Annotated in this window: 27 protein-coding genes and 1 pseudogene; 15 read left to right on the forward strand and 13 right to left on the reverse strand. The window is 68.5% G+C overall.

The window, feature by feature from the left end; all coding sequences use genetic code 11:
• Position 1 precedes the first annotated feature (1 nt).
• The 4 genes from glcF to ykgO all read right to left on the reverse strand — a co-directional run bounded on the left by glcF (position 2) and on the right by ykgO (position 4,279).
• Positions 2–1,318 (reverse strand): glycolate oxidase subunit GlcF, encoded by a 1,317-nt coding sequence (glcF, locus tag B7Z76_RS06345; RefSeq protein WP_291342815.1) that lies wholly within the window; start codon positions 1,316–1,318, stop codon positions 2–4.
• Positions 1,319–1,357: 39 nt separating this feature from the next.
• On the reverse strand, positions 1,358–2,536 hold the full coding sequence (locus tag B7Z76_RS06350; RefSeq protein WP_291342817.1) for an FAD-binding protein: 1,179 nt from the start codon (positions 2,534–2,536) through the stop codon (positions 1,358–1,360).
• Complete coding sequence (locus tag B7Z76_RS06355; RefSeq protein ID WP_291342819.1) at positions 2,533–3,987, reverse strand: FAD-linked oxidase C-terminal domain-containing protein; 1,455 nt, start codon at positions 3,985–3,987, stop codon at positions 2,533–2,535. The genes B7Z76_RS06350 and B7Z76_RS06355 overlap by 4 nt, the downstream gene beginning before the upstream one ends.
• Before the next feature lie 166 nt (positions 3,988–4,153).
• Entirely contained in the window at positions 4,154–4,279 is a 126-nt protein-coding gene (gene ykgO / locus B7Z76_RS06360; protein WP_048863340.1) for a type B 50S ribosomal protein L36, read from the reverse strand.
• 144 nt (positions 4,280–4,423) lie between these two features.
• On the opposite strand from ykgO, the gene B7Z76_RS06365 reads away from it, so the two are divergent.
• The 12 genes from B7Z76_RS06365 to B7Z76_RS06420 all read left to right on the forward strand — a co-directional run bounded on the left by B7Z76_RS06365 (position 4,424) and on the right by B7Z76_RS06420 (position 14,450).
• The gene (locus B7Z76_RS06365; protein WP_174503628.1) at positions 4,424–4,864 is read left to right on the forward strand and encodes a hypothetical protein; all 441 of its coding nucleotides are present in this window, start codon (positions 4,424–4,426) and stop codon (positions 4,862–4,864) included.
• The gene (locus B7Z76_RS06370; protein ID WP_291342823.1) at positions 4,861–5,754 is read left to right on the forward strand and encodes a D-amino-acid transaminase; all 894 of its coding nucleotides are present in this window, start codon (positions 4,861–4,863) and stop codon (positions 5,752–5,754) included. The genes B7Z76_RS06365 and B7Z76_RS06370 overlap by 4 nt, the downstream gene beginning before the upstream one ends.
• 9 nt (positions 5,755–5,763) lie before the next feature.
• A complete protein-coding gene (gene pyrH / locus B7Z76_RS06375) occupies positions 5,764–6,504 on the forward strand; it encodes a UMP kinase (RefSeq protein ID WP_174503630.1) in 741 nt (246 codons plus the stop codon).
• Between the two features lie 9 nt (positions 6,505–6,513).
• Positions 6,514–7,080, forward strand: coding sequence for a ribosome recycling factor (gene frr, locus B7Z76_RS06380; RefSeq protein ID WP_291342825.1), 567 nt, complete (start codon positions 6,514–6,516; stop codon positions 7,078–7,080).
• A gap of 8 nt (positions 7,081–7,088) precedes the next feature.
• Positions 7,089–7,880, forward strand: coding sequence for a polyprenyl diphosphate synthase (gene uppS, locus B7Z76_RS06385; RefSeq protein ID WP_174503632.1), 792 nt, complete (start codon positions 7,089–7,091; stop codon positions 7,878–7,880).
• Positions 7,877–8,572, forward strand: coding sequence for a phosphatidate cytidylyltransferase (locus B7Z76_RS06390; RefSeq protein ID WP_291342827.1), 696 nt, complete (start codon positions 7,877–7,879; stop codon positions 8,570–8,572). Before uppS ends, B7Z76_RS06390 begins: the two co-directional genes overlap by 4 nt.
• On the forward strand, positions 8,563–9,738 hold the full coding sequence (dxr, locus tag B7Z76_RS06395; RefSeq protein ID WP_291342829.1) for a 1-deoxy-D-xylulose-5-phosphate reductoisomerase: 1,176 nt from the start codon (positions 8,563–8,565) through the stop codon (positions 9,736–9,738). The genes B7Z76_RS06390 and dxr overlap by 10 nt, the downstream gene beginning before the upstream one ends.
• Positions 9,739–9,808: 70 nt before the next feature.
• Positions 9,809–10,870 carry an RIP metalloprotease RseP gene (gene rseP, locus B7Z76_RS06400; protein ID WP_291342831.1) on the forward strand — a complete coding sequence of 354 codons (1,062 nt, stop codon included), beginning with the start codon at positions 9,809–9,811 and terminating at the stop codon, positions 10,868–10,870.
• Positions 10,871–11,103: 233 nt separating this feature from the next.
• Positions 11,104–12,123, forward strand: coding sequence for a ketol-acid reductoisomerase (gene ilvC / locus B7Z76_RS06405; RefSeq protein WP_174503636.1), 1,020 nt, complete (start codon positions 11,104–11,106; stop codon positions 12,121–12,123).
• Positions 12,124–12,223: 100 nt separating this feature from the next.
• Positions 12,224–13,156: a cysteine synthase A gene (gene cysK / locus B7Z76_RS06410; RefSeq protein ID WP_174503637.1), complete on the forward strand. Its 933-nt coding sequence runs from the start codon at positions 12,224–12,226 to the stop codon at positions 13,154–13,156.
• Complete coding sequence (locus B7Z76_RS06415; protein WP_291342834.1) at positions 13,153–13,782, forward strand: DedA family protein; 630 nt, start codon at positions 13,153–13,155, stop codon at positions 13,780–13,782. Before cysK ends, B7Z76_RS06415 begins: the two co-directional genes overlap by 4 nt.
• The gene (locus B7Z76_RS06420; RefSeq protein WP_291342836.1) at positions 13,782–14,450 is read left to right on the forward strand and encodes a class II aldolase/adducin family protein; all 669 of its coding nucleotides are present in this window, start codon (positions 13,782–13,784) and stop codon (positions 14,448–14,450) included. Before B7Z76_RS06415 ends, B7Z76_RS06420 begins: the two co-directional genes overlap by 1 nt.
• A gap of 50 nt (positions 14,451–14,500) precedes the next feature.
• Here B7Z76_RS06420 and B7Z76_RS06425 read toward each other — a convergent pair whose 3' ends face one another.
• Both B7Z76_RS06425 and B7Z76_RS06430 read right to left on the reverse strand, forming a co-directional pair.
• Positions 14,501–15,124, reverse strand: coding sequence for a trimeric intracellular cation channel family protein (locus B7Z76_RS06425; RefSeq protein ID WP_174503640.1), 624 nt, complete (start codon positions 15,122–15,124; stop codon positions 14,501–14,503).
• Between the two features lie 83 nt (positions 15,125–15,207).
• The gene (locus B7Z76_RS06430; RefSeq protein ID WP_291342838.1) at positions 15,208–16,011 is read right to left on the reverse strand and encodes an IclR family transcriptional regulator; all 804 of its coding nucleotides are present in this window, start codon (positions 16,009–16,011) and stop codon (positions 15,208–15,210) included.
• 180 nt (positions 16,012–16,191) lie between these two features.
• Here B7Z76_RS06430 and B7Z76_RS06435 point away from each other — a divergent pair, with 180 nt between their 5' ends.
• Positions 16,192–17,067, forward strand: coding sequence for a MaoC family dehydratase (locus B7Z76_RS06435; RefSeq protein WP_291342840.1), 876 nt, complete (start codon positions 16,192–16,194; stop codon positions 17,065–17,067).
• Positions 17,068–17,104: 37 nt separating this feature from the next.
• On the forward strand, positions 17,105–18,034 hold the full coding sequence (locus B7Z76_RS06440; protein WP_291342842.1) for an SDR family oxidoreductase: 930 nt from the start codon (positions 17,105–17,107) through the stop codon (positions 18,032–18,034).
• A gap of 91 nt (positions 18,035–18,125) precedes the next feature.
• On the opposite strand, the gene B7Z76_RS16395 is transcribed toward B7Z76_RS06440, so the two are convergent.
• Both B7Z76_RS16395 and B7Z76_RS16400 read right to left on the reverse strand, forming a co-directional pair.
• Positions 18,126–18,563: a gamma-glutamylcyclotransferase gene (locus tag B7Z76_RS16395; RefSeq protein WP_408736369.1), complete on the reverse strand. Its 438-nt coding sequence runs from the start codon at positions 18,561–18,563 to the stop codon at positions 18,126–18,128.
• A 126-nt stretch (positions 18,564–18,689) separates the two neighbouring features.
• Positions 18,690–18,908 (reverse strand): annotated as a pseudogene (locus B7Z76_RS16400) (gamma-glutamylcyclotransferase family protein); the annotation flags it as partial.
• Between the two features lie 265 nt (positions 18,909–19,173).
• On the opposite strand from B7Z76_RS16400, the gene B7Z76_RS06450 reads away from it, so the two are divergent.
• On the forward strand, positions 19,174–19,395 hold the full coding sequence (locus B7Z76_RS06450; RefSeq protein ID WP_291342846.1) for a hypothetical protein: 222 nt from the start codon (positions 19,174–19,176) through the stop codon (positions 19,393–19,395).
• Positions 19,396–19,510: 115 nt separating this feature from the next.
• Here the strand turns inward: B7Z76_RS06450 and B7Z76_RS06455 are convergent, their stop codons facing one another.
• From B7Z76_RS06455 to B7Z76_RS06475, 5 genes are all read right to left on the reverse strand, one after another.
• Positions 19,511–19,825, reverse strand: a complete 315-nt coding sequence (locus B7Z76_RS06455) for a hypothetical protein (RefSeq protein WP_174503646.1) — start codon at positions 19,823–19,825, stop codon at positions 19,511–19,513.
• Positions 19,803–20,417 carry a hypothetical protein gene (locus tag B7Z76_RS06460; RefSeq protein ID WP_174503647.1) on the reverse strand — a complete coding sequence of 205 codons (615 nt, stop codon included), beginning with the start codon at positions 20,415–20,417 and terminating at the stop codon, positions 19,803–19,805. Before B7Z76_RS06460 ends, B7Z76_RS06455 begins: the two co-directional genes overlap by 23 nt.
• Before the next feature lie 228 nt (positions 20,418–20,645).
• The gene (locus tag B7Z76_RS06465; protein WP_291342848.1) at positions 20,646–21,392 is read right to left on the reverse strand and encodes a C39 family peptidase; all 747 of its coding nucleotides are present in this window, start codon (positions 21,390–21,392) and stop codon (positions 20,646–20,648) included.
• A 56-nt stretch (positions 21,393–21,448) separates the two neighbouring features.
• The gene (locus tag B7Z76_RS06470) at positions 21,449–21,856 is read right to left on the reverse strand and encodes a hypothetical protein (RefSeq protein ID WP_174503649.1); all 408 of its coding nucleotides are present in this window, start codon (positions 21,854–21,856) and stop codon (positions 21,449–21,451) included.
• A 96-nt stretch (positions 21,857–21,952) separates the two neighbouring features.
• Entirely contained in the window at positions 21,953–22,564 is a 612-nt protein-coding gene (locus tag B7Z76_RS06475; RefSeq protein WP_174503650.1) for a hypothetical protein, read from the reverse strand.
• Positions 22,565–22,747: the final 183 nt, after the last annotated feature.

Below are 22,747 nucleotides of genomic sequence, written 5' to 3' on the forward strand. Positions count from 1 at the left end.
TTCAGCCGCCGGCGGCTTGCGGCAGCCGCGCCGGGCGCGGCCCGCCGGCCATCCAGTCGAGGAGTTCCACGGTGTGGATCGTCGGCAGGCCGTCGCCGGCAAGCTGGGTGAGGCAGCCGATATTGCCGGCGGCGATCAGGTCCGGCTTGAGCGCGTGCAGCGTGCCGAGCTTGCGGGCGCGCAGCTGCCCGGCCATTTCCGGTTGCAGGATGTTGTAGGTGCCGGCGGAACCGCAGCACAGATGCGGATCCTTCGGCTCGGCGATGCTGAAGCCGGCGCGCCGTAGCAGGGTTTTCGGCGCGTCGGTCACGCGCTGGCCGTGTTGCAGCGAGCAGGCCGCGTGATAGGCCACGGTGAGTGGTGCTGCCGGTGTCCGGCTCGGCTTGTAGTCGAGCCGGAGCAGAAGTTCGGTGATGTCGACCGCGAGTTCGGAAATCCGCGCCGCATCCTTGGCTTCCGGCGTGTCGCGGAGCAGGAAGCCGTAATCCTTCAGCACGGTGCCGCAGCCGGATGTATCGGTCACCACCGCGTCCAGCCCGCCGGTGCCGATTTCCCGCATCCAGGCGGCGACATTGGCACGGGCAAATCCAAGCGCCTCGTCATGCCGGCCGAGATGGTGGGTGAGGGCGCCGCAGCATCCTGCCCCGGCTGCAACGACGACCTCGACACCCATACGGTTGAGCAGGCGGATCGTTGCGTCGTGAATGCCGGGATCGAGCACCTGCTGCGCGCAGCCGGCCAGCAGGGCGACGCGCGCGCGCCGCTCGCCGGTCGCGGGGAATACGCCGGGCCGTTCGGTCGAACTCGGCGGCGGCAGTGTCGCCGGCGCGAGGTCGAGCATCGCGCGCAGCCGCCGCATCAGCATCCCCTCGCCACGCACCAGGAAGCGGCCGAGCCGCCCGAGCGATGCGGCGCGCAGCGCCATCCGGAGGCGGGCGGGATAGGGCATGATCGCGGCGAGCAGGCTGCGCAGCGCCCGGTCATGCGCCGGGCGCTCATAGGTTTCCTCGACCCGCGTGCGGGCATGGTCGATCAGGTGCATGTAGTCGACGCCGGAGGGGCAGGTCGTCATGCAGGACAGGCAGGACAGGCAGCGATCGAGATGGAAGGCGACCGGCTCGCTCGCCGGCGCGCCGGTCTCCAGCATGTCCTTGATCATGTAGATGCGGCCGCGCGGGCTGTCATCCTCGTCGCCGACGGTCACGAAGGTGGGGCAGGTCGCGGTGCAGAAGCCGCAATGCACGCAGGAGCGCAGAATCCGGTCGGCCACCGCGATGTCGGGATCGGCCAGCTGATCGGGCGTGAAATTGGTTTGCATGTGTCCTCGTCCTCGGGCGCGGGCGCCCGCTGCTCCTGCTCAGGCGGCGTGAAGCCGCCCGGGGTTGAGAATCCCGGCCGGGTCGAACGCGGCGGCGACGCGGCGGCGAATCGCGGCCATCGCCTCGGGCTCGCGTTGCAGCGCGTCGGGGTGATGACGCAGCGCGTCGGGCGCGCGCAGCAGCCACCATTCGCCGCCGGCGCGCCTCGTGGCGGAGGCGATCGCGGTATGGGCCGCCTCGGTCCCCGGTCCGCTCAGGAACGCGAGGCCGCCGCCCCAGTCGAGATATCCGTCGAGCCCGGCGCCGCGCGCCGCCTCGAGAACCGCGGGGCCGGCCGATGGCCGCACCGAGATGCGCCAGACCGCGTCCCCATCGCGCACGGCAAGCGGTGCTGCGTCGCGCACCGCGCGCCACAGCCCCAGGCTGGCCGAGGTGTCGAGCTGCTCGACCGTGCCGAACGCGCCCCAGATTTCGGCGAGGCGGCCGATCCGGTAATGAACCGAGTCGGTGAAATCCTCGATCCGCGCAATGGTGATCGCGCGCGCATGACCCAGCGCTGCGGCGGCACCTTCCGGCAAATGCGCGGCGCCGGTCACCGAGAAGGGCGAGCCGAGCGCCGCCGACAGCGCCTTGACGGCGGTTGCCGCATCAAGCCCGGCCAGCAGCACGGTGCCGGTTGCTTCGGGGGCGGGGAGCACTTTCAGCGTGATCTCGCTCATCACGCCGAGCGTGCCGTAGGAGCCGGTGAACAGCTTGCAGAGGTCGAGACCGGTGACGTTTTTCAGCACGCGCCCGCCGGAGCGGATCACCTCCGCCCGGCCGGTCACGGCGCGGATGCCCATCACATGGTCGCGCATCGCGCCCCAGGCGATCCGCCGCGGACCGGACAGGTTGGTCGCGATGATGCCGCCCACTGTCTGCGCCTCGGCGCCGAGAAAGGCGTAATGCGGCGGCTCGGCGATCAGGTGCTGGCCGGCTTCCGCAAGCTTCGCCTCGAGCGCGGCCAGGGTGGTGCCGGCGCGCGCGGAGACGATGAGTTCCTGCGGCGCATGCAGCGGAATCCCGGTGAGGTTGCGGGTGGAGAGCGTTTCCGCCGTCTGCACCGGACGGGCGAACCCGGCCTTCGAGCCGAGTCCCTCGATGGTCAGCGGAGTGCGTGACGCCGCCGCTGCCTCGATCGCCGCGACCAGCCCGGCTTCGTCGGAGGGAGCGATCATGCCGCGTGCGGCATCGGCGCCGTTTCCGTGCCCGGCTTGAGCGGAAACACCTTCGCCGTGTTCAGCAGCCAGCCGGCGTCGAAGGCGGTCTTGACGCGGCGCTGCTGGTCCAGCTCGGTTTCGGTGAACTGCACGCTCATTAGATCGCGCTTCTCGACGCCGACGCCATGCTCGCCGGTCAGGCAACCGCCGACCTCGACGCAGAGCTTGAGGATATCGGCGCCGAAAGCCTCGGCCTTGTGCATGCTCTCGGGATTGTTGGCGTCGAACATGATCAGCGGGTGCAGGTTGCCGTCGCCGGCGTGAAAGATGTTGGCGACGCCGAGCCCGTATTGCTCGCTCATCTCGCCGATGCGACGCAGCACCTCGGGCAGGGTGCTGGTGGGGATCGTGCCGTCCATGCAGAGATAGTCCGGGCTGATCCGCCCGATCGCGCCGAACGCGCCCTTGCGTCCCTTCCAGATCGCCGCCGATTCCTCGGCCGATTGCGAGACCTTGAGGCTGATCGGGTCGAACCGGGCGCAGATTTCCTTGATCCGCCCGAGCAGCGAATCCTGCTCCTCGACCGAGCCCTCGACCTCGATGATCAGCATCGCCTCCGCATCGAGCGGATAGCCGGCCTTGGCGAAGGCCTCGCAGGCATGGATCGCCGGACGGTCCATGAATTCCAGCGCCACGGGAATGATGCCGGAGCCGATGATCGCATCGACGCAGCGCCCGGCAATCTCGTTCGACTTGAACGCCGCGAGCATCGCCCTGGTGCCTTCTGGTGCGCGCAGCAGCCGCACGGTGATTTCGGTGGCGATGCCGAGCTGGCCCTCGCTGCCGATCACGATGCCCATCCAGTCATAGCCGGCGGTATCGAGATGCGCGCCGCCGAGTTCCAGGATTTCGCCCTCGATGGTGACCAGCTTGATGCCGAGCACGTTGTTCGCGGTCACGCCATATTTCAGGCAGTGCGCGCCGCCCGAATTCATGCCGATATTGCCGCCGATCATGCAGGCGAGCTGGCTGGAGGGGTCGGGGGCGTAGAAGAAGCCATCCGCCTCGACGGCCTTGGTGATGCCGAGATTGGTGACGCCGGCCTGCACCACCGCGTAACGGTCGGCGTAGTTCACGTCGAGAATGCGGTTCATCCGCATCATCCCGACCACCACGGCGTCGGCCAGCGGCAGGGCGCCGCCCGCGAGCGACGTGCCGGCCCCGCGCGGGACGACCCGCACCCCGTTCTGGTGGCAGAAGCGCAGCACCGCGGCGACCTGTTCGGTCGATTCCGGCAGGACGACGGCCAGCGGCATCTGCCGGTAGGCGGAGAGGCCATCGGTTTCATAGGGCTTGAGCCGGGATGGATCGGTGATCACGGCCCGTGCGGGCAGGAGAGCACGCAAGCCCTCATGCACGGCATCGCGCCGGGCGAGCACATCTGTCTTTGGCTGCGGCAAGGCTATCACGGCTTTACACTCCCCATCACCCACGCGTGAGATAATATCGCGGGGCCGAAACGGAAAGAGGGCATCCGCCGGCATGCACCGGAAGCACGAAACGAAATCACCCGGAGCCTTGCGGTCCGGGCGTCGTTACGCGCGCGGTGGGGCGCCGGCGGACCGGCGCAGCGGTTCAGCCCTGGCGGGCTTTCATCCGCGGGTTCTTCTTGTTGATCACGTAGACCCGGCCATGGCGGCGCACGACGCGGCAGTTCTTGTCGCGGACCTTGGCAGAGCGAAGTGAATTACGGACTTTCATGACACGGTTCTCGGGCTGTTCAGGATGTTGCAAGGGCTTATGGAAAGAGCCGCGCCCCCTGTCAACCGCCGCGGCGCAGATCCGCCCCGATTGACGCGGCGGCGGCCGGGTCGCATGGAACGGAAACCGGCAAGGAGTATGACGATGGCGGAGCGGATGCGGATTTCGGCCCAGCGGATCGGCTTGATGCTGACCGCCTTTCTGATGATCACGCTGATTGGCGTGTTCGCCACCTTTGCGGTGCCGATTCCGGCGATGCGCGGCGTTCTCGCCGAGCAGGCGATTGCCCGTGCCGCCGCCTCCGGCGATCCGGCGTCCATGGCCTCGGCCCTCGCCGCTGCCCGCCCGCTGCTGGGCGTGAGCGCGCGCAAGACGCTGGCAACCCTTGCCCCCGACCGCGCCGGGCTCGGCCGCGCCGCCGAACTCGTGGCGAAGGATGCAGGGCTGGGGAGCAATCTTGTCTCCTACCGGCTGCGGCTGCTGGTGATCATCATCGGCGTGCTGATGGCGCTGTTCGGCGTTGCCCTGCTCGGCATCGGCGAGAGCCGGCCCACCCCCACCATCATGAAGGCCCCTGAACCATGAGTCGCATTGCCTATGTCAACGGCCGCTACGTTCCCCAGCGCGACGCCGCGGTGAATGTCGAGGATCGTGGCTACCAGTTCGGCGACGGCGTCTATGAAGTGATCCACATCCATGACGGGCGCTTCGTCGATACCGGGCTGCATCTCGCCCGCCTCGCCCGCTCGCTGCGCGAACTCGCCATCGCGAAACCGATGGAGGATGCCGCCCTGCTCGCCGTGCTGCGCGAGGTGGTGCGCCGCAACCGCATCCGCGAGGGCATCGTCTACATGCAGGTGAGCCGCGGCGTCGCCCGGCGCGACCATGCCTTCCCGCGCGACGTGGCACCGGCGCTGGTCATCACCGCGCGGCACGGCGCAGCCTTCCCGCGCGATATCGACGCCTGGACCGGCACGGCCATCACCGTGCCGGACATCCGCTGGGGCCGGGTCGACATCAAGACCGTGAACCTGCTGCCCAACTGCCTCGCCAAGCAGAAGGCGCGCGAGGCCGGCGCCTACGAGGCGATCCTGGTCGACCGGGACGGCAATGTCACCGAAGGTTCGTCCACCACCGTCTGGGCGGTCGATGCCGGGGGAGTGCTGCGCACCCGCCATCTCGATCATCACATCCTGCCGGGCTGCACCCGCGCCGCGGTGATCGCGCTGATGGAGGCGGCCGGCATCCGCTTCGAGGAGCGCGGCCTGACCGAGGCGGAACTGCGCGCGGCGCGCGAGATTTTCCTGACCAGCGCCACCTCCTATGTGAAGCCGATGGTCCGGCTCGACGGCGCGGCGGTCGGCGACGGGGCGCCCGGCCCGGTGGCCCGCCGCCTGTTCGAGCTGTTCGCCCGCCATGCCGACGGTGCCGCGCACAACGCCTCCCGCCTTGCGTCTTTCAGCGGAATCGGATGAAACGCCCTCATGACCCCGCACGACCAGACTGACCACACGCGCTACCGGCGCGTTTTGCTCAAGGTTTCCGGCGAAGCCCTGATGGGCCATCGCGATTACGGCCTGGATACCGAAACGGTGGCAGCCATCGCCCAGGACATCGCCCATGTCGTTGCCATGCGCGTCGAGGTCTGCCTCGTGATCGGCGGCGGCAACATCTTCCGCGGCATTTCCGGCGCCGCCGGCGGGATGGACCGCGCCCAGGCGGACTATATGGGCATGCTCGCCACCGTGATGAACGCGCTCGCCATGCAGTCCGCACTCGAGAAGCGCGGCGTGGCGACGCGGGTGCAATCGGCCATCCCGATGTCCGCCGTCTGCGAGCCCTATATCCGCCGGCGCGCCGAGCGGCACATGGAAAAGGGCCGCGTAGTGATCTTCGCCGCCGGGACCGGCAATCCGTTCTTCACCACCGATACCGCCGCAGCGCTGCGCGCCGTCGAGATGAAGTGCGACGCGCTGCTCAAGGGCACCCAGGTCGATGGCGTCTACTCCGCCGATCCGCGCAAGGTGCCCGGCGCCGAGCGCTACGCCGAACTCACCTATCACGACGTTCTCGCCCGCGATCTTTCGGTGATGGATGCGGCCGCGATCAGCATCGCCCGCGAGAACGACCTGCCGATCATCGTCTTCAACATCCACGCGCCGGGCGCCTTCGCCAGCGTCATGCGGGGCGAGGGCAAGTTCACCCGCATCGTGGAACAGCGCTAGGAGCCCACCATGGACGCCGATCTCGACACCCTGCTCGCCGACCTGCAACGCCGGATGGACGGCGCGATGGAAACGCTGAAGCGCGAATTCTCCGGCCTGCGCACCGGCCGCGCCAACCCCGCCCTGCTCGATCCGGTCAAGGTCGAGGCCTACGGCACGCTGATGCCGCTCAACCAGGTGGCCACCGTGGCGGTGCCGGAAAGCCGCATGCTGACCGTTCAGGTCTGGGATCGCGGCATGGTGAACGCGACCGTCGCCGCCATCCGCGATTGCGGGCTCGGCCTCAACCCGCAGCCGGACGGGCAGATCATCCGCGTGCCGCTGCCGCTGCTGACCGAGGAGCGCCGCAACGAACTCGCCCGCGCCGCCGGCAAATATGCCGAGGGTGCGCGCGTCGCGGTGCGCGGCGTGCGCCGCGACGGAATGGAGACGATCAAGGGCTTCGAGAAGAAGCACCAGATCGGCGAGGACCAGGGCCGCGACTGGGCGGATCGCGTGCAGAAGCTGACGGACGCGACGATCAAGAAAATCGACGAACTGCTCGTCGAGAAGGAAAAGGACATCCGGCAGATCTGAGCCGCCCGATGTCCTCCCCCTCCCAGGGCGCGCGGCCAGCCCCGGTGCCGCGCCACATCGCCATCATCATGGATGGCAACGGGCGCTGGGCGGCGCGGCGCGGCCTGCCGCGCGCGGCAGGGCATCGCGAGGGTGTGCTGGCGGTCCGCCGTACCATCGAGGCGGCGATCGGCCACGGCGTCGAATGGCTGACCCTCTTCGCCTTTTCCTCGGAAAACTGGCGGCGCCCGATCGAGGAGGTCACGGATCTCACCTTCCTGCTCCGGCACTATCTGCGCTCTGAGCTGCGCGAACTCGGCGAGGCCGGCGTTCGCCTTCACGTCATCGGCGAGCGCGACCGCTTCGGGCCATCGCTGCAGGCCGAACTTGCGGAGGCCGAGGCACGCACCGAAGCCAACCGCAAGCTCAACCTCGTCATCGCCCTGTCCTATGGCGCCCGCGCCGAAATCGCCGGCGCCGCGCGCCGCATCGCCGCGGCGGTCGCGGCCGGCGCGCTCGACCCGGCGGCGATCGACGAGACCCTCTTCGCCACCCATCTCGCCACCGCCGGCATGCCCGACCCCGATCTCGTGATCCGCACCAGCGGCGAGCAGCGCCTCTCCAATTTCCTGCTCTGGCAGGCCGCCTACGCGGAATTCGTGTTCGACGAGGCGCTGTGGCCCGATTTCGGCGCGGCCAATCTCGGCCAGGCGATCGCGGAATATGCAAGGCGCGAGCGCCGCTTCGGCGCCCGTCCCGATCCCGCATCCCCGTCCGCGTCCCCGTCCGCATCCCCGTCCGCGGCTGGCGCGGACGGATGAGCGCGATCTCGCCGATGCCCTCGCCCGGCGGCACGCCCGGACGCTTCCACGATCTCGGCCTTCGCGCGGCCTCTGCCGCGGTGCTGGTGCCGGTGGCGCTCGGCGCGCTCAGCTGGGGCGGGCTGGTCTGGGCGGCGTTGCTGGTGCTGCTGTTCGCCGGGCTGATGCGCGAGTGGATCGGGCTTGGCCGCCACATCGTGCCGGCGGCACGGCCGCGCTTCCTGCTTGCGGGCGTCGTCTATGCCGCGGTGCCCGCCGCCGCACTGCTCTGGCTGCGCGACCGCCCGCACGGCCTTGCCGCCGTGCTGTTCCTGCTCGTCGTGGTGTGGATGACCGATATCGGCGCCTATGCCGCGGGTCGCCTCCTCGGCGGGCCCAGGCTCGCCCCGGCGATCTCGCCGGGCAAGACCGTGAGCGGCGCGATTGGCGGGCTTGCCGTCGGCGTGCTGGCCGGGTTGCTGGTTGCCCGCACGCCGGCTTCCATCCTGCCGGCGGCGGTGCTCAGCATCGTCTCCCAGGCCGGCGATCTCGCGGAAAGCGCGCTCAAGCGCCGTATCGGCGTCAAGGATTCCGGCCGGACGATTCCCGGCCATGGCGGCCTGTTCGACCGGCTCGACGGCGTTCTCGCCGCCGCACCGGTGGCGGCCGCGCTCGCATTGCTCGCCCAGGGAGGGGGATTGCCATGGCAGTGAAGACCGTCACCATTCTCGGCTCGACCGGCAGCGTCGGCACCCAGACCATCGACCTGCTACAGGCCGATCCGGCCAAATACCGGGTCCGCGCGCTGATCGCCGGGCGAAACGCCGCCCTGCTCGCGGCTCAGGCCCGCGCGCTGCGCGCCGAGATCGCCGTGATTGCCGACGAGAGCGCCTTTCCCGCCCTGCGCGATGCGCTGGCCGGCAGCGGCATCCGTGCCGAGGCCGGGCGCGCCGCCGTGATCGCCGCCGCCGCCGAGCCGGCGGACTGGACGATGGCCGCGATCACCGGCACCGCCGGCCTCGAACCCACTCTTGCCGCCACCCGCAACGGCGGCGCCATCGCCCTGGCCAACAAGGAGGCGCTGGTATCCGCCGGCGACGTGTTCCTCGCCGCGATCGCGGCCGCCGGCGCGACGCTGCTGCCGGTCGATTCCGAGCATAACGCCATTTTCCAGTCGCTGGCCGATGGCAACCGCGATGCCCTGGAAAAGATCATCCTCACCGCGTCCGGCGGGCCGTTCCGCGAGGCGAGCCTCGCGGAGATGGCCGAGGCCACGCCGGAGAGCGCGCTGAAGCATCCGGTCTGGTCGATGGGGGCGAAAATCTCGATCGATTCCGCCACCCTGTTCAACAAGGGGCTGGAAGTGATCGAGGCGGCGCGGATTTTCGCCCTCGCGCCGCACGAGATCGAGGTGCTGGTGCATCCGCAGTCGATCGTCCATGGCATGGTGTGCTACCGTGATGGCTCGGTTCTCGCCCAGATGGGGGCGCCGGACATGCGGATCCCGATTGCCCACGCGCTGGCCTGGCCGGCGCGGCTCGCCACCGCCTCGCCCCGGCTCGACCTTGCCGCAGCCGCCCGGCTCGATTTCCTGGCACCGGATCCGGTGCGGTTTCCCGCCCTTCGCCTCGCGCGCGAGGCGCTCGAAGCCGGGCAGGGCGCCTCGACCGTGCTCAACGCCGCCAATGAAATCGCCGTCGAGGCGTTCCTGCGCCGGCGCATCGGCTTTCTCGACATCGCCGCCGTCGTCGAACGGACCATGCAGCGCCTCGGCGCACCGCCGATCGGCGATCTCGCCGCGGTGCTCGCCCTCGATGCCGAGGCCCGCGCCGTGGCGGACGCGGAGCTGCGGACAAAGTCGGGAACCCGGGCGGCGTGACCCCCTGTCGCGGCGCCGGCGAAATCCCATATCGCAAAGTGCGTTCCGCGGCAGCAGACACGAAGGCGCCATGACCGATCTTCTCCGTTCCGTTCTCGGCTTCATCGTCGTTCTCGGCGTTCTGGTGACCGTGCATGAACTCGGTCATTACCTCGTCGCCCGCTGGCGGGGCGTGACGGTCGAGGTGTTCTCGCTCGGCTTCGGCCCGACCCTCGTCTCCCGCATCGATCGCCACGGCACGATCTGGAAGCTTTCCGCCATTCCGCTCGGCGGCTATGTGCGGATGCGCGGCTGGGCGGAGTTCGGCGCCGAATCCGGCGCTTCCGTCGATCCGGGAAGTTTCGGCGCCAAGCCGCTGGCGGCGCGGGCGGCGGTGGTGGCGGCGGGCCCGGTGGCGAATTTCCTGCTCGCGATCGTCCTGTTCAGCGCGATCTTCGCCACCTCCGGCGTGCCGACGGTGCTGCCCGTGGTCAGCAAGGTGCTGGCCGGCTCGCCCGCGCAGGCGGCGGGGCTGGTGAAGGGCGACCGGATCGTGAGCATGAACGGCGCGCCGATTTCGACGTTCGACCAGCTGAGCGCCGTGGTCGCCGCCCATCCCGGCGGCAGGATCGCGCTGAGCTACGAGCGCGGCGGCCAGACCCGCAGCCTCGATCTCTCGCTCGGCAGCGTGACAGCCGGCGGGCGGCAGATCGGCCGGCTCGGCATCGAGGGGGCCGATGTGCGGATGCGCCGTCTTTCGCCGCCGCGGGCGCTGCTCCGCGGGGTGGCGGTGACCTGGCAGGCGAGTATGACGACGCTGCACGGGCTCTGGCAGCTGGTCGATCATCAGAAGGGGCTCAACCAGCTCGGCGGCCCGGTCAGGATCGCGCAGATCTCCGGCCAGGCGGTGGCGCATGGCCTGACCGATCTCCTGAGTTTCATGGCGCTGCTCTCGGTCAATCTCGGCCTCATCAACCTCGTGCCGATCCCGGTGCTCGATGGTGGCCACCTGCTGTTCTACGCGGCCGAAGCCGCCGCCGGGCGGGCCCTGCCGCGGCGGGTGCAGGAAATCGCGCTGCAATTCGGCGCGGCGCTGCTGGTCTGCCTGATCGTTTTCGTGACCTGGCACGACATCGCCCATCTCGTCGGCTAGAGCATCACCCGATCGGATGGGGGGATCATCTGATCGGGGATAAAGATGCTCCAAGGGGCTCCGGGGCTCCGGGGGCGCCGGATAAATGCTGGCGGGGCCGGCGCGCGAGGCTGAAAATTGCGCCGCAAGCCGGTGTCACGCCTGCCATGTTGCGCCGGGGTGGTTGCCAAGCGGCGTGTTTTCCCTCATTCGATCCGCCGGACCGGTTACCCAGCGCCCGAGGGAGGCTTGAGATGCGCGTATATTACGACAGTGATGCCGATGTGAACCTGATCAAGGCGAAGAAGGTCGCCGTGGTCGGCTACGGCAGCCAGGGCCATGCCCATGCCCTGAACCTCAAGGAATCCGGGGTGAAGGAGCTTGTCGTAGCACTCCGCAAGGGCTCCGCCGCGGTGGCCAAGGCCGAGGCCGCCGGCCTTCGGGTGATGACCCCGGAAGAGGCAGCCGCCTGGGCCGACGTGGTGATGATCCTGACGCCGGATGAAGGCCAGGGCGACCTCTACCGCGACAGCCTGGCCGCGAATCTGCGCCCGGGTGCGGCGATTGCCTTCGCCCACGGCCTCAATATCCACTTCAACCTGATCGAGCCGCGCCCCGATATCGACGTGTTCATGATCGCGCCGAAGGGCCCCGGCCACACGGTGCGCAGCGAATACCAGCGCGGCGGCGGCGTGCCCTGCCTTGTCGCGGTGGCGCAGAACCCCTCCGGCAATGCGCTCGACATCGCGCTGTCCTACGCCTCGGCGGTTGGCGGCGGCCGTGCCGGCATCATCGAGACCACCTTCAAGGAAGAGTGCGAGACCGACCTGTTCGGCGAGCAGGCCGTGCTGTGCGGCGGCCTCGTCGAGCTGATCAAGGCCGGGTTCGAAACGCTGGTCGAGGCCGGCTACGCGCCGGAAATGGCCTATTTCGAGTGCCTCCACGAGGTGAAGCTGATCGTCGACCTCATCTATGAGGGCGGCATCGCCAACATGAACTACTCGATCTCGAACACCGCCGAATACGGCGAATACGTCACCGGCCCGCGGATGATCACGCCGGAGACGAAGGCCGAGATGAAGCGCGTGCTGGACGATATCCAGAAGGGCCGTTTCACCCGCGACTGGATGCTCGAGAACAAGGTGAACCAGACCAACTTCAAGGCGATGCGCCGCGCCAATGCCGCGCACCCGATCGAGGAGGTCGGCGAGAAGCTGCGCGCCATGATGCCCTGGATCAAGAAGGGCGCGCTGGTCGACAAGACCCGCAACTGATCGAGGGCGCGACCGGCTTTCGCGTCGCGCGCTTCTTCACTACAAGGATCCCCGGCCCGCTGCTGCGGCCGGGGATCTTTCGTTTCGAGGGAGGCAAAGCATGAAAATCGCCAAGGACGCCACCGAACTGGTCGGCAATACCCCGCTGGTCCGGATCAACCGCCTTGCCGCCGGCCTGCCCGGCACGGTTCTCGCCAAGCTCGAATTCTTCAATCCCGCCAATTCGGTGAAGGACCGCATCGGCGTCGCCATGATCGAGGCGGCCGAGCGCGCCGGCAAGCTGACCCCGGACAGCGTGATCGTCGAGCCGACCTCGGGCAATACCGGCATCGCCCTGGCCATGGTTTGCGCGGCCAAGGGCTATCGCTGCATCCTCACCATGCCCGATACGATGAGCAAGGAGCGCCGCGCGGTGCTGCGTGGCTACGGTGCCGAGGTGGTGCTGACGCCGGGCGCCGAGGGGATGGGCGGGGCGATCGCGAAGGCGCGCGAAATCGCCGCTTCCGGGCCCAATCACTTCATTCCCCAACAGTTCGAGAACCCGGCCAACCCCGAGATCCACCGCCGCACCACGGCCGAGGAAATCTGGCGCGACACCGATGGCGCGGCGGATATCCTGGTTGCCGGCGTCGGCACCGGCGGCACCATCACCGGCACCGGGCAGGCGCTGAAGGCGCGCAAGCCGTCGTTCCGCTGCGTCGCGGTCGAGCCGGATACCTCGCCGGTGCTCTCCGGCGGCGAGAAGGGTCCGCACATGATCCAGGGGATCGGCGCCGGTTTCGTGCCCGACATTCTGGACACCGGGGTTTACGACGAGGTGGTCCGCGTGACCAACGACCAGGCGCTGGAGATGGCCCGCCGGGCGGCGCGCGAGGAGGGCTTGCTCGTCGGCATTTCCTCGGGGGCGGCGCTGCATGCCGCGGTCGAGGTGGCGCGGCGGCCCGAAAGTGCCGGCAAGATGATCGTCGTCATCATTCCCTCCTATGGCGAGCGCTATCTCTCCACCGCCCTGTTCGCCGGGCTGGCCGATTGATCGCCGCTCTCGCGCATCTCATCACCGCGGTCATCTCTGCCCTCGGCTATGCCGGGGTCGCGGGGCTGATGGCGCTCGAATCCGCCTGCATTCCGCTGCCCTCCGAGATCATCCTGCCATTCTCCGGCTATCTGGTCTCGACCGGCCGGTTCGAACTGTGGCCGGTGGCGCTGGCCGGCGCGATCGGCTGCAATCTCGGCTCCACCCTCGCCTGGGCGGTGGGCTATGCCGGCGGGCGGCCGCTGGTGCAGCGCTGGGGGCGCTACATCCTGCTCGATGCCGGCGAACTCGCGCTGGTCGAGCGGTTTTTCGCGCGATACGGCGCGGTGACCGTGCTGGTCAGCCGGATGCTACCGATCGTGCGCACCTACATCGCCCTGCCGGCCGGCATCGCGCGGATGAATTTCTGGCGCTTCCAGCTCTATACCTTCATCGGCTCGCTGCCCTGGTGCCTCGGCCTCGCCTATGCCGGGCTCCGGCTCGGCCGCGCCTGGGACAGTTCGCCCCGGCTGCAATCCTTCATGCACGGCTTCACCGCGCTTACCGCGCTGGCGATCGTCGTCTTCATCGCCTGGTATGCGCGCAAGCTCTGGCGCAATCATCGCCCTTCGGCGCGCGCCGGCTGATGGGCGCGCCGGACGGGAGCGAGCTGGATAGCCGCCTTGCCCTGATCGCCGCCTGCCAGCAGATGAACGCGCTCGGCATCAACCAGGGCAATGCCGGCAATATCAGCGTCCGTCATGGCGATACCATGCTGATCTCGCCCTCCGCGACGCCCTATCACCTGATCGAGCCGGACATGGTCGCCGCCATGCCCGTCGCGGGTGAATACGGCGCCTGGCAGGGCACGCGGAAACCCTCGACCGAATGGCGCTTTCATCTCGACATCATGCGCGCCCGGCCCGAGGTGAACGCCATCGTTCATACCCATGCCACCTTCGCCACCACGCTGGCCATCGCCCGGCGCAATATCGAGGCCTGCCATTACATGATTGCGGCCTTCGGCGGTGCCGATGTGCGGTGCGCGCCCTATGCCACCTTCGGCACGAAGGCGCTTTCGGCGCATGCGCTGACCGCGCTGGACGGGCGGATGGGCTGCCTGCTCGCCAATCACGGCATGATCGTGCTGGGCGAAACCCTCGACCGGGCGATGTGGCGCGCGGTCGAGCTCGAAACCATCGCCCGGCAATATTATCACGCGCTGCTGCTCGGCAATCCGCATATCCTCAGCGCCGCCGAGATCGATGCGGCGATTGCCCAGTTCGCCTTCTATGGCCTGCACGACGACGCCTGATGACGTGCCCTTCCGGGCGTATCGGATGACCGCCGTGCCGCCCTGACGGGTTATCGCGCCGAGGGCAGGCGCCAGCCGCGATAGATCGCCATCATCCGCAGGAAGACGCAGAGCCCGACGCCGCTCCAGGCGGCAACCGGCTGGGCGATGTGGAGATAGGCGCCGGAGACCACCGCCAGCGCCCCGGCTAGGGCGGCCACGGCATAGATGTCGGCGAGCAGCACCGTGGGCACCCGCATGGTCAGGATGTCGCGCACCATGCCGCCGCCGATCGCGCTGACCATGCCGAGGATCGCCGCCATCGGCCAGTTGATCCCATGGTCCAGTGCCTTCCTGGTTCCCGCCACCGCGAACATGCCAAGCCCGATCGCGTCGAAAAACATCACCGGATGAGACAGGCGTGCGAAGACCCGGAAAAAGCTGAAGACGAACAACCCGCCCGCCAGCGCGATGGCGAGGTTGTGCCAGCTCGCGACCGATTCCGGCGGCACCGCGCCGATCATCACGTCGCGCAGGATGCCGCCGGAGACCGCGGTGACATAGGCGAGCACCATCACGCCGAACAGGTCCATCCGTTCCTGCACGCCGCGCGCCGCACCGCTCATCGCGAAGACCAGCGTGCCGGTCATGTCGAGCCCGGCAACGAGCGGATGCACGATTCCGACCGGGTTCATGCGCGGGGTTCCGGCATCGGGGCGGGGCTTTCGAACGGGGGAGAGATCACGGGCGGCACCGGCAAGAGAGAGGTGCTGCCGAGCTAGCCGGTTTCGCCTGCGGATGCCACAGGCAAGCCGGCCGCTGGAACCAGCGCAGCCCCGATCGTTGCCGCGACCCTGCCCAACTCGTCGCCGAGCCGTTCCAGCGCCGCCGGCTCATGCTGGCCCGCGATCGCGATGCCGCTCATGGCAAGACGCGGCCGCCCCGCGCGATCGACGATGGCGGCGCCTACGACATGCAGGCCGGCATAGGCGTTACCGGCATCGATCGCCCAGCCGCGTGAACGGGCCAGGGCCACCTCGCGGCAATATTGCGCGAAGTACGGCGGTGACTGCCAGCGGAGCCCGGCAAAGCGCCGCGCCAGCTCGTCCGGCTCCAGGTCGAGCGCCGCCGCGACGCAGCGCCCCGCAGCCCCGAGCAGCGCCGGCAGTCGCAGCCCGGGAGGGACGTCCACCCGCACCACGGCGCCGCCATGCGCGCGGTCGGCCGCCACGAGATGCCCATCCCCGGTCACCCGCCAGAGCACGAGCGGCACGCCATGTTTCCGCGCCAGCCGATCGAGATCCGGGTGGATGGCCTCCGCGAGCCCGAACCCGGCGAAACTGGCCGCGATTTCCGCAACTCCGAGGCCGAGCGCATAGGTTTTGGCAGTGGTGTCGAACGCGACAAACCGCAACCGCGTCAGGGTTCGCAGGATCGCGAAGCAGCTGCTGGGGCTGATCGTGGTCTCCCGGGCAATCGTCGCAACGCCGTGGGGCGTGGCCGATGCTGCCAGGTATCGCAGAATGCGGACGGCATGAACCACGGCGCCCACATCCCGCACTTCACGTTCGGTATTGATCATTCGCCATTCCGATTGTCATTCCTGACCCCGAATGCTATCCCGCCGATCTAACGCGAAGTGATTTACAATAGATGAATGTCAGGACGCATCCCTCAAGGGTCGCGGCATGTGGCGAAGGCGGGAACCGCCGTGGCGGCCCGGCGTGGACAGGGTGGGGTGCGGCCGGCTTCAGGAGGATGAGTGACAATCGATCCCGAAATTCTGTTGAATTTCCCGATCCCCGAAATTCGCCAGCGCATCACGGGCGGTGACGCCGCTTTCTACGCGCTCTCCGTCGGCATGGGGCAGGACCCGACCGATCCCCGCCAGCTGGCCTATGCCGATCCGCATCGCGGCCCGCGTGTCTTGCCATGGATGGCCCTCGTGCTCGGGCATCCCGGTTTCTGGCTGGCCGATCCGCGCACCGGGGTCGACGCCGTTCGCCTCGTGCATGGCGAACAGGCGCTCGAACAGCATCATCCCCTGCCGCCCGAGGGCGAAGTCATCGGGCGAACCCGGGTCACCCGGCTGGTGGACAAGGGAAAAGGCCGCGGCGCGCTGCTGTTTTCCGAGAAGCAGCTTCGCGATGCAGTCACCGGCACCCTCTATGCCACTGCCCGCAGCACCACTTTCCTGCGCGGCGATGGCGGCTTCGGCGGCGACCCCGGCCCGGTGCCGCCGCCGCCGCCGCCGCCGCTGCCATCCGGCGCGCCGGATGCGGTGGTCGACCTGCCGACCCGGCCGGAACAGGCCCTGTTCTACCGCCTCAACGGCGATGACAACCCGCTGCACGCCGATCCCGCGAAGGCCGCCGCCGCCGGCTTCGAGCGGCCGATCCTGCATGGGCTTTGCACGCTCGGCGTGGTGGCGCATGCCCTGCTGCGCGTTCTGGGCGATTATGACGAGGCAAGGTTCCGCGCGCTGTCGCTCCGCTTCACCGCGCCTGTCCTGCCGGGTGAGACGATCCGTACCGAAATCTGGCGCGACGGCGCTTTTCGTGCCCGCGTGGCCGGGCGCGACGTTGTGGTGGTCGATCATGGTCAAGCCCGCTTCGCGGCACCGGGACCGGCGGCATGATCCGGTCTCTCGGCCCGCGAAGCGTCGGTGGCGCGAGATGAGCGAGAGACCGCCGATGCTCGATGGCAAGGTCGCGATCGTGACGGGGGCGGGCAGCGGCATCGGGCGCGCTGTCGCGACCGGCATGGCCGCCGCGGGTGCGGCTGTGGTGATCGTGGATATCGGGGTTTCAGTCACCGGCGAGGGCGGCTCGCCGGTTCCCGCCGAGCAGACGCGGATGATCATCGAGGCGGGCGGCGGCCGCGCGGTGGTGTGTGGTGAAACCGTCAGCCGGTGGGATTCCGCCTGCCGCATCGTCGAGACCGCGCTCGACGCCTTCGGGCGGATCGACATCGTGGTGAACAATGCCGGCATCCTGCGCAACGCCGCCTTTGACGAGCTGATGCCGGAGGACTGGCTCTCGGTCATCGGCGTGCATCTCAACGGCAGTTTCCTTGTCAGCCGTGCCGCCGCCGCGCAGTTTCGCCGCCAGCAATCCGGCGTTTACGTGCACATGACCGCCGCCTCCGCCCTGATCGGCGGCGAAGCCCAGGCGAACTACGCCGCGGCGAAGCTCGGCATTGTCGGCCTGTCGCGCTCGATCGCGATCGACATGCGGCGCTACAATGTCCGCTCGAACTGCGTCGCCCCCTGCGCCTGGACCCGCATGACCCGCACCCCCCGCCCCGGCGCGGACGAGGCGGCGGAACAGCTCAGGATCTCCCGACTGCAGCAGATCGACCCCGACCGCAACGCACCGCTGGTGGTCTTTCTCGCCTCCGCCGGTTCAGGCGATGTCACGGGCCAGGTCTTCGCCGTCCGTCGCAACGAGATTTTCGTGATGGATCAGAGCCGCCCCGCCCGCTCGGTGCAGCGCGAGGGCGGCTGGACGCCGGAACTGATCCGCGATCATGCCTTCCCCGCCCTGCGCAACGCGATGACGCCGCTGGATCTCAGCGGCGACGTGTTCTGCTGGGACCCGGTCTGACCCGTTCCATCACCTCGCCGACCGCGCGACCGGCGCAGGAGAAGAGGGCGCGATCGGGAGTGGCGTCGTCACGCAGTCCGTTATCCTTCGTTCAGTATCGATTGCGCCATGAGCCGGACCGGATTCGAGGCAGATGGCCTGCCTGGCGGTCGCTCTGCACGTAGGCCCAGGCTGGCCGCCGGCCGCCGTCGACCTCGACCCACAGAACGGTTCGCCGATAGAACCCGTCGGTGCCGCAGTTGGGGTCAGCCCCCTCGATCATGTCGAGTTCCTTGAGCGTTTCGGGGAGATCCTCAGGCACCACATATTCGCCTTCGACCCGGCCCTCGCCCGTCGGAATGAGCGCCGGGAATGACCCGAGATCGACCAGCATCCCGGTTGCCGAGGCCGGACGAACCGCGCCCGTCAGGGCAGCGGCGCGCCGCTCTCCGCTCAGAAGCGTGCCGTAGACGAAAACGCCGCGGACAAGTGTCTGCGGATGGTGGCCCTGCGCAGCGCGTTCCAACGCCGACGTATCGAGGCCAAGCATCTGCCGGCCGCGGCGGCACACGCTCGCATAGGCCTCATCCGGCGGCACGAAGTCCTCCCGGAGCGGGCTGCACACAACGTAGGTGAACGCTGCGACCGCCGAGCCATCGGCGAGAATCGCAGTGCAATCCTGCCGGTGATAGAAGTTCGGCGCGCCCTCCTTCCGGTCCAGCGCGGCGAGCCCGTGTTCGGAGATCTCGAACAGACATCCATCGACGCAATGGCCCATGCGGGGGATCACATCCAGCACGCCGCATCCGCGCGACGGAGAGGAGACGTCGAAGGCCAGCTGGAAATCCGGCAGGAATGCGGGTGCAACGGGCTTGATGCAGGCGGGGTCCACCTCCCGTGCGCGGCACCAGCGTTCCCAGTCCGCAGCGTCGAGGTTTGAGCCGTAGGCGAAATACAGCGGATTTGACGCGCCGGTTCGAGTCCGGCGAACCGCATCAATCGTGGAGGATTGGCTCGACCAGGCGTCATTGCGGTCGGCCGTGTCCCGCGCGCGAGCCTCGTCGCCGGCAGCCTCGGGGGCGGTTGTGTCGTTCCGATTGGCGGAATGCCAAGCTGCCTCGGTGATCGGTGCGCCAATTATGGTCTGGTTGCTCTCTCGCATGACCAGAAGGAACCACAGATCTTCGATCCGTCAACAAAAAGATGGATTGGCGATGCGGTATCGTCCGCGCCTGACCGCCCGATGCCAGGGACTGGGACTGCGTGATGAAGGAGTCCGCCTGCATGACGTGTGCAAGACGCCACCATCCCTTGAAATGACGCAGAACAATCCGGCCCTGGCCGCGCTGGTCCGGGCAAGGCCGGTCGAGGTGATGATCTAGTTATCAACAAGATTGAGCACGACATCCGATCCATCAGGATCGGAACGTGCTCTATCATATTGATGAATAGAGCATCTTTATCCGATCAGATGATTCCATCTGATCGGATGATGCTCTAGCGGCTGTTGACCATCACCGTCACCTGGCCTGACGGCAGGCCGACATCGCCGGGCCGTGCCGCGAGTTCGTCCCATAACGTGACCCGCCCGCGATCCGGCAGCCGGATCGCGATGGGCGGTGCCACGAAGCCCTCGCCGGTGGTCCGGGCCAGTGCCGCATCCGGCAGGGCGATGAGGCGCAATCTGGCCAATTTCCCGTCCGGCGCCGTGGGTGCGGCCGCGTGCGCCGCTCCGGGTTGCCACAGCGCCGCGGCCAGCCCGGCCAGCAGCGCCGCGGTGCGGATCAGGCTAACGCATCGGGCGGTTCGCATCGGTCATCGCCTGTGAAATCATCATCGCGTGCGCCTGGGTGGAGAGCAGCGCCGGCATGCCGGTGGTGCCGACATCCACCGCAATCTGGTTGCGGATCAGCGTATTGCTGGCGGTGTTCGCAATCACCGTCGCCAGTCCGCCGGAGGTCAGGGTCGTCGCGATGCTGGCCCCCCCATATTGCGCGACGCTGGCGAGCAATGGCGGTCCGGCCGGTGGCGGGCTTGTCACTGCCGCCGGCGGAAGCTGGGGCAGGGCAGATGGGGTTGCGGGCGCGGCGCCGGCGATGACGCTGGCCAGTTGCGGCCCGCTTGCCCCGCCGAAGGTGAGCTGGATCTGCGGCACGGCGATGGTCGCGATCACCGTGCCGTTTACGCTGGTGACCTGCTGGTAGGCGAAATCCACCGTCAGAAGGGGTGTGACGTCGAACCCGCCACGGATCCCGGCGAGCCTGGCATCGCTCAGCTGCGCGCCGACCCTGCGGGCGAGGTCCGGCGTCCCGGCGGCGCTCGCCACCGCCGGATACCCTGCCAGCAGGACGCAGAGCAATCCGCCGCCGAGCAGCATCTGCTGGATGAGGGGAGGTCGTGTCATCGTCTGGCTCCTTTCAGGATCCGCCCGGCGCGCCGATCCTGCCGGATCGGCGATGGCGCTCTGTCTCGTTGATTGTCCCGTTGTCTTCGTCCGGTCGGAGGACTCCATATGACCGGGCGTGGCTCTAGAGCACTTTCCGATCCTTCCGGATCGGATGTAGTGCTTTATCTTGTTGATAAATAAAGCATCTTTATCCGATCAGATGATTCCATCTGATCGGATGATGCTCTAGAACCGGTTCGCGATCGGGATCGTCACCTCCTGCAGCCGGGCGAGGCCGAGCGCATAGCGCGCGATGTCGGTCGGGGCCGGCGGGCTGCCGCGCCACAGGCGCGGATCCTCGAAGCTGCGTTGCGCGCGCGCGGCCTCGCTCATGACGAGGAACGACACTCCGCTCCACTGGCGGCGAAACCGCGCCACGCTTTCCGAGCGCAACCCCACCGCCGGGTCCGACAGTAGCACCCGCCCCGCCACGATGCTGCGCAGCACGACGAAATGCCGATAGCCATGGTCGTTGATCAGCACGATCGCCGGCACATGCAGACCGGCCAGCCGCGAGAGCGGCGCGTCGAACCCGCCGGAGGGAATGCCCTGCCGCGCCAGATAGGTCTTCATGTCGAGCAGGGAGAAGCCGTATCGCTCGATCGCCTGGCGGTTGCCGTGCCGGATCATGCTGAGAAAGACCTGCCTCTCCGTCACCTTGCGGTGATAGCTGTAGGTCAGCAGGGTGGCGAGCGCGGCCGAGCCGCAGGAGAAATCATAGGCTTGGTGGATCGTCTGGGCGAACCGCATCGCCTGGAAACTCTCGACCGGCACGCGGACGCTGCCGGCCCCGAGGCTGAGCCCGTTGACCGGGATGCCGCCCGCCCGCGCCGGCCCGCCCGCGATGCAGGCCAGGCCGAACAGCGCCAGCAGCCCGCGCCGCCATGCGCTTGCGCCCGGAGGCTGTCTCTCGTGACTTGATATCCCGCTCATCGTCGTCCTTTCCGCCGGTCGCGCCGTCCCGGTTGTCCGCGGCGGCGCGGCGGCTTTCAGTGCAGCGTCACGTTGATGGTCATCGTGTTCTGGATCAGCGCGTTGTTGCCGCTGTTCTGGAAGACCGTGGTGATCCCGGCATTGCCGTTGACCGCGTTGCTGGCGCTGATCGGCCCGGTCACGCTGCCGCGCCCCACGCTGGCGCCGCTGACGGCGCCGCTGGTATTGGCGTCCTGGATCACGATCCCGCTGCCCCGCAGTTGGCCGAGGGCCGGGCCGTGCAATTCGCTGCCCTGCAACGCGCGACTCAGCGCCCGGTCCGCTGCGCTGGGGCCCGTTGTGCCGGCCACGGCCGGTCGCGCCGCGCCGGCGATCAGGGCCAGCGCCGCCAGGGCCAGCGCTTGCCCGATCCACAAGCTGCGCCGGCGCGCCATCCCGTTCGTCCGGTCATCAAGCCTGTCCATCGCCCTTTCTCCCGAAAGCCATGGCCCGGACGGGCCGGACCATGGCGGTTTCGTTCCGGACCGTTGCCGGTCCGGCCTGCGTGGTCGTCCGGCAGATCAGTGGAAGACGGAGGTGCTGCTGCTGCCCGAGACCACCGATGACAGCGAGACGGTATTCTGCTGCAGCGCGTTCACGCCCGCATTCACCTGCGCCGTCACGATGCCGGTGCCGTTCGCCACGTTGTTGAGCGAGGCGCCCATGGAGACCATCGGGCCTGACGCGCTCTTGCCGCCGCGCCCCTTCTTCCAGTTCATGTTGTTCGGCCCGCTCGCGTAGACGCCGGGGCCGCCATAGACCGTGCCGTTGGTGGTCGCGGTGGCGAGATGGTAGTTGGAGATCGTCTTGTAGTCGTTGGCGAAGTTCGACAGCGACGCGCTGATCGCGAGGCTGTTGTTGTTCGCCGCGACCCCGCCGCCTGCGGCCGCGGCCATGTTCGTCGTGTTGTTGGAGTTGGTGGTCGGCGTCGAGGTCCAGGATTGCGACGTGCTGGTGCTCGACGACGAGGCCGACGAGCGGCCGGCGGCGCTGGCATTGGTGCCCGGACCCTGCGAGCTTGCGCTCGGATGGCTGTTGGTCGTCGGCGGCGAGCTGCTGGGCGTCGTCGCATGGGCCACGGCGAGGCTGAGAACCAGGGCCGAGGCACTCGCGAGAACAAGGGAAATCCGCATGGGTCACTCCTGTGGTTCGGGTTGCGCGGGCCGGGTCGCACTGCGCCGCGGCTCCTGCAGATCCGGGGCGGAAGGGCTGTCCCGCTTCTGCATGAATGATGTTAAGCAACCGCCGTGCCAGTTCATTTTTATCGGTTAGATAATTGTTATATATAGCATTTTTCAACATCGCCCGGACCATCC

This window comes from Acidiphilium sp. 20-67-58 (genome assembly GCF_002255515.1).
GTDB lineage: Bacteria > Pseudomonadota > Alphaproteobacteria > Acetobacterales > Acetobacteraceae > Acidiphilium.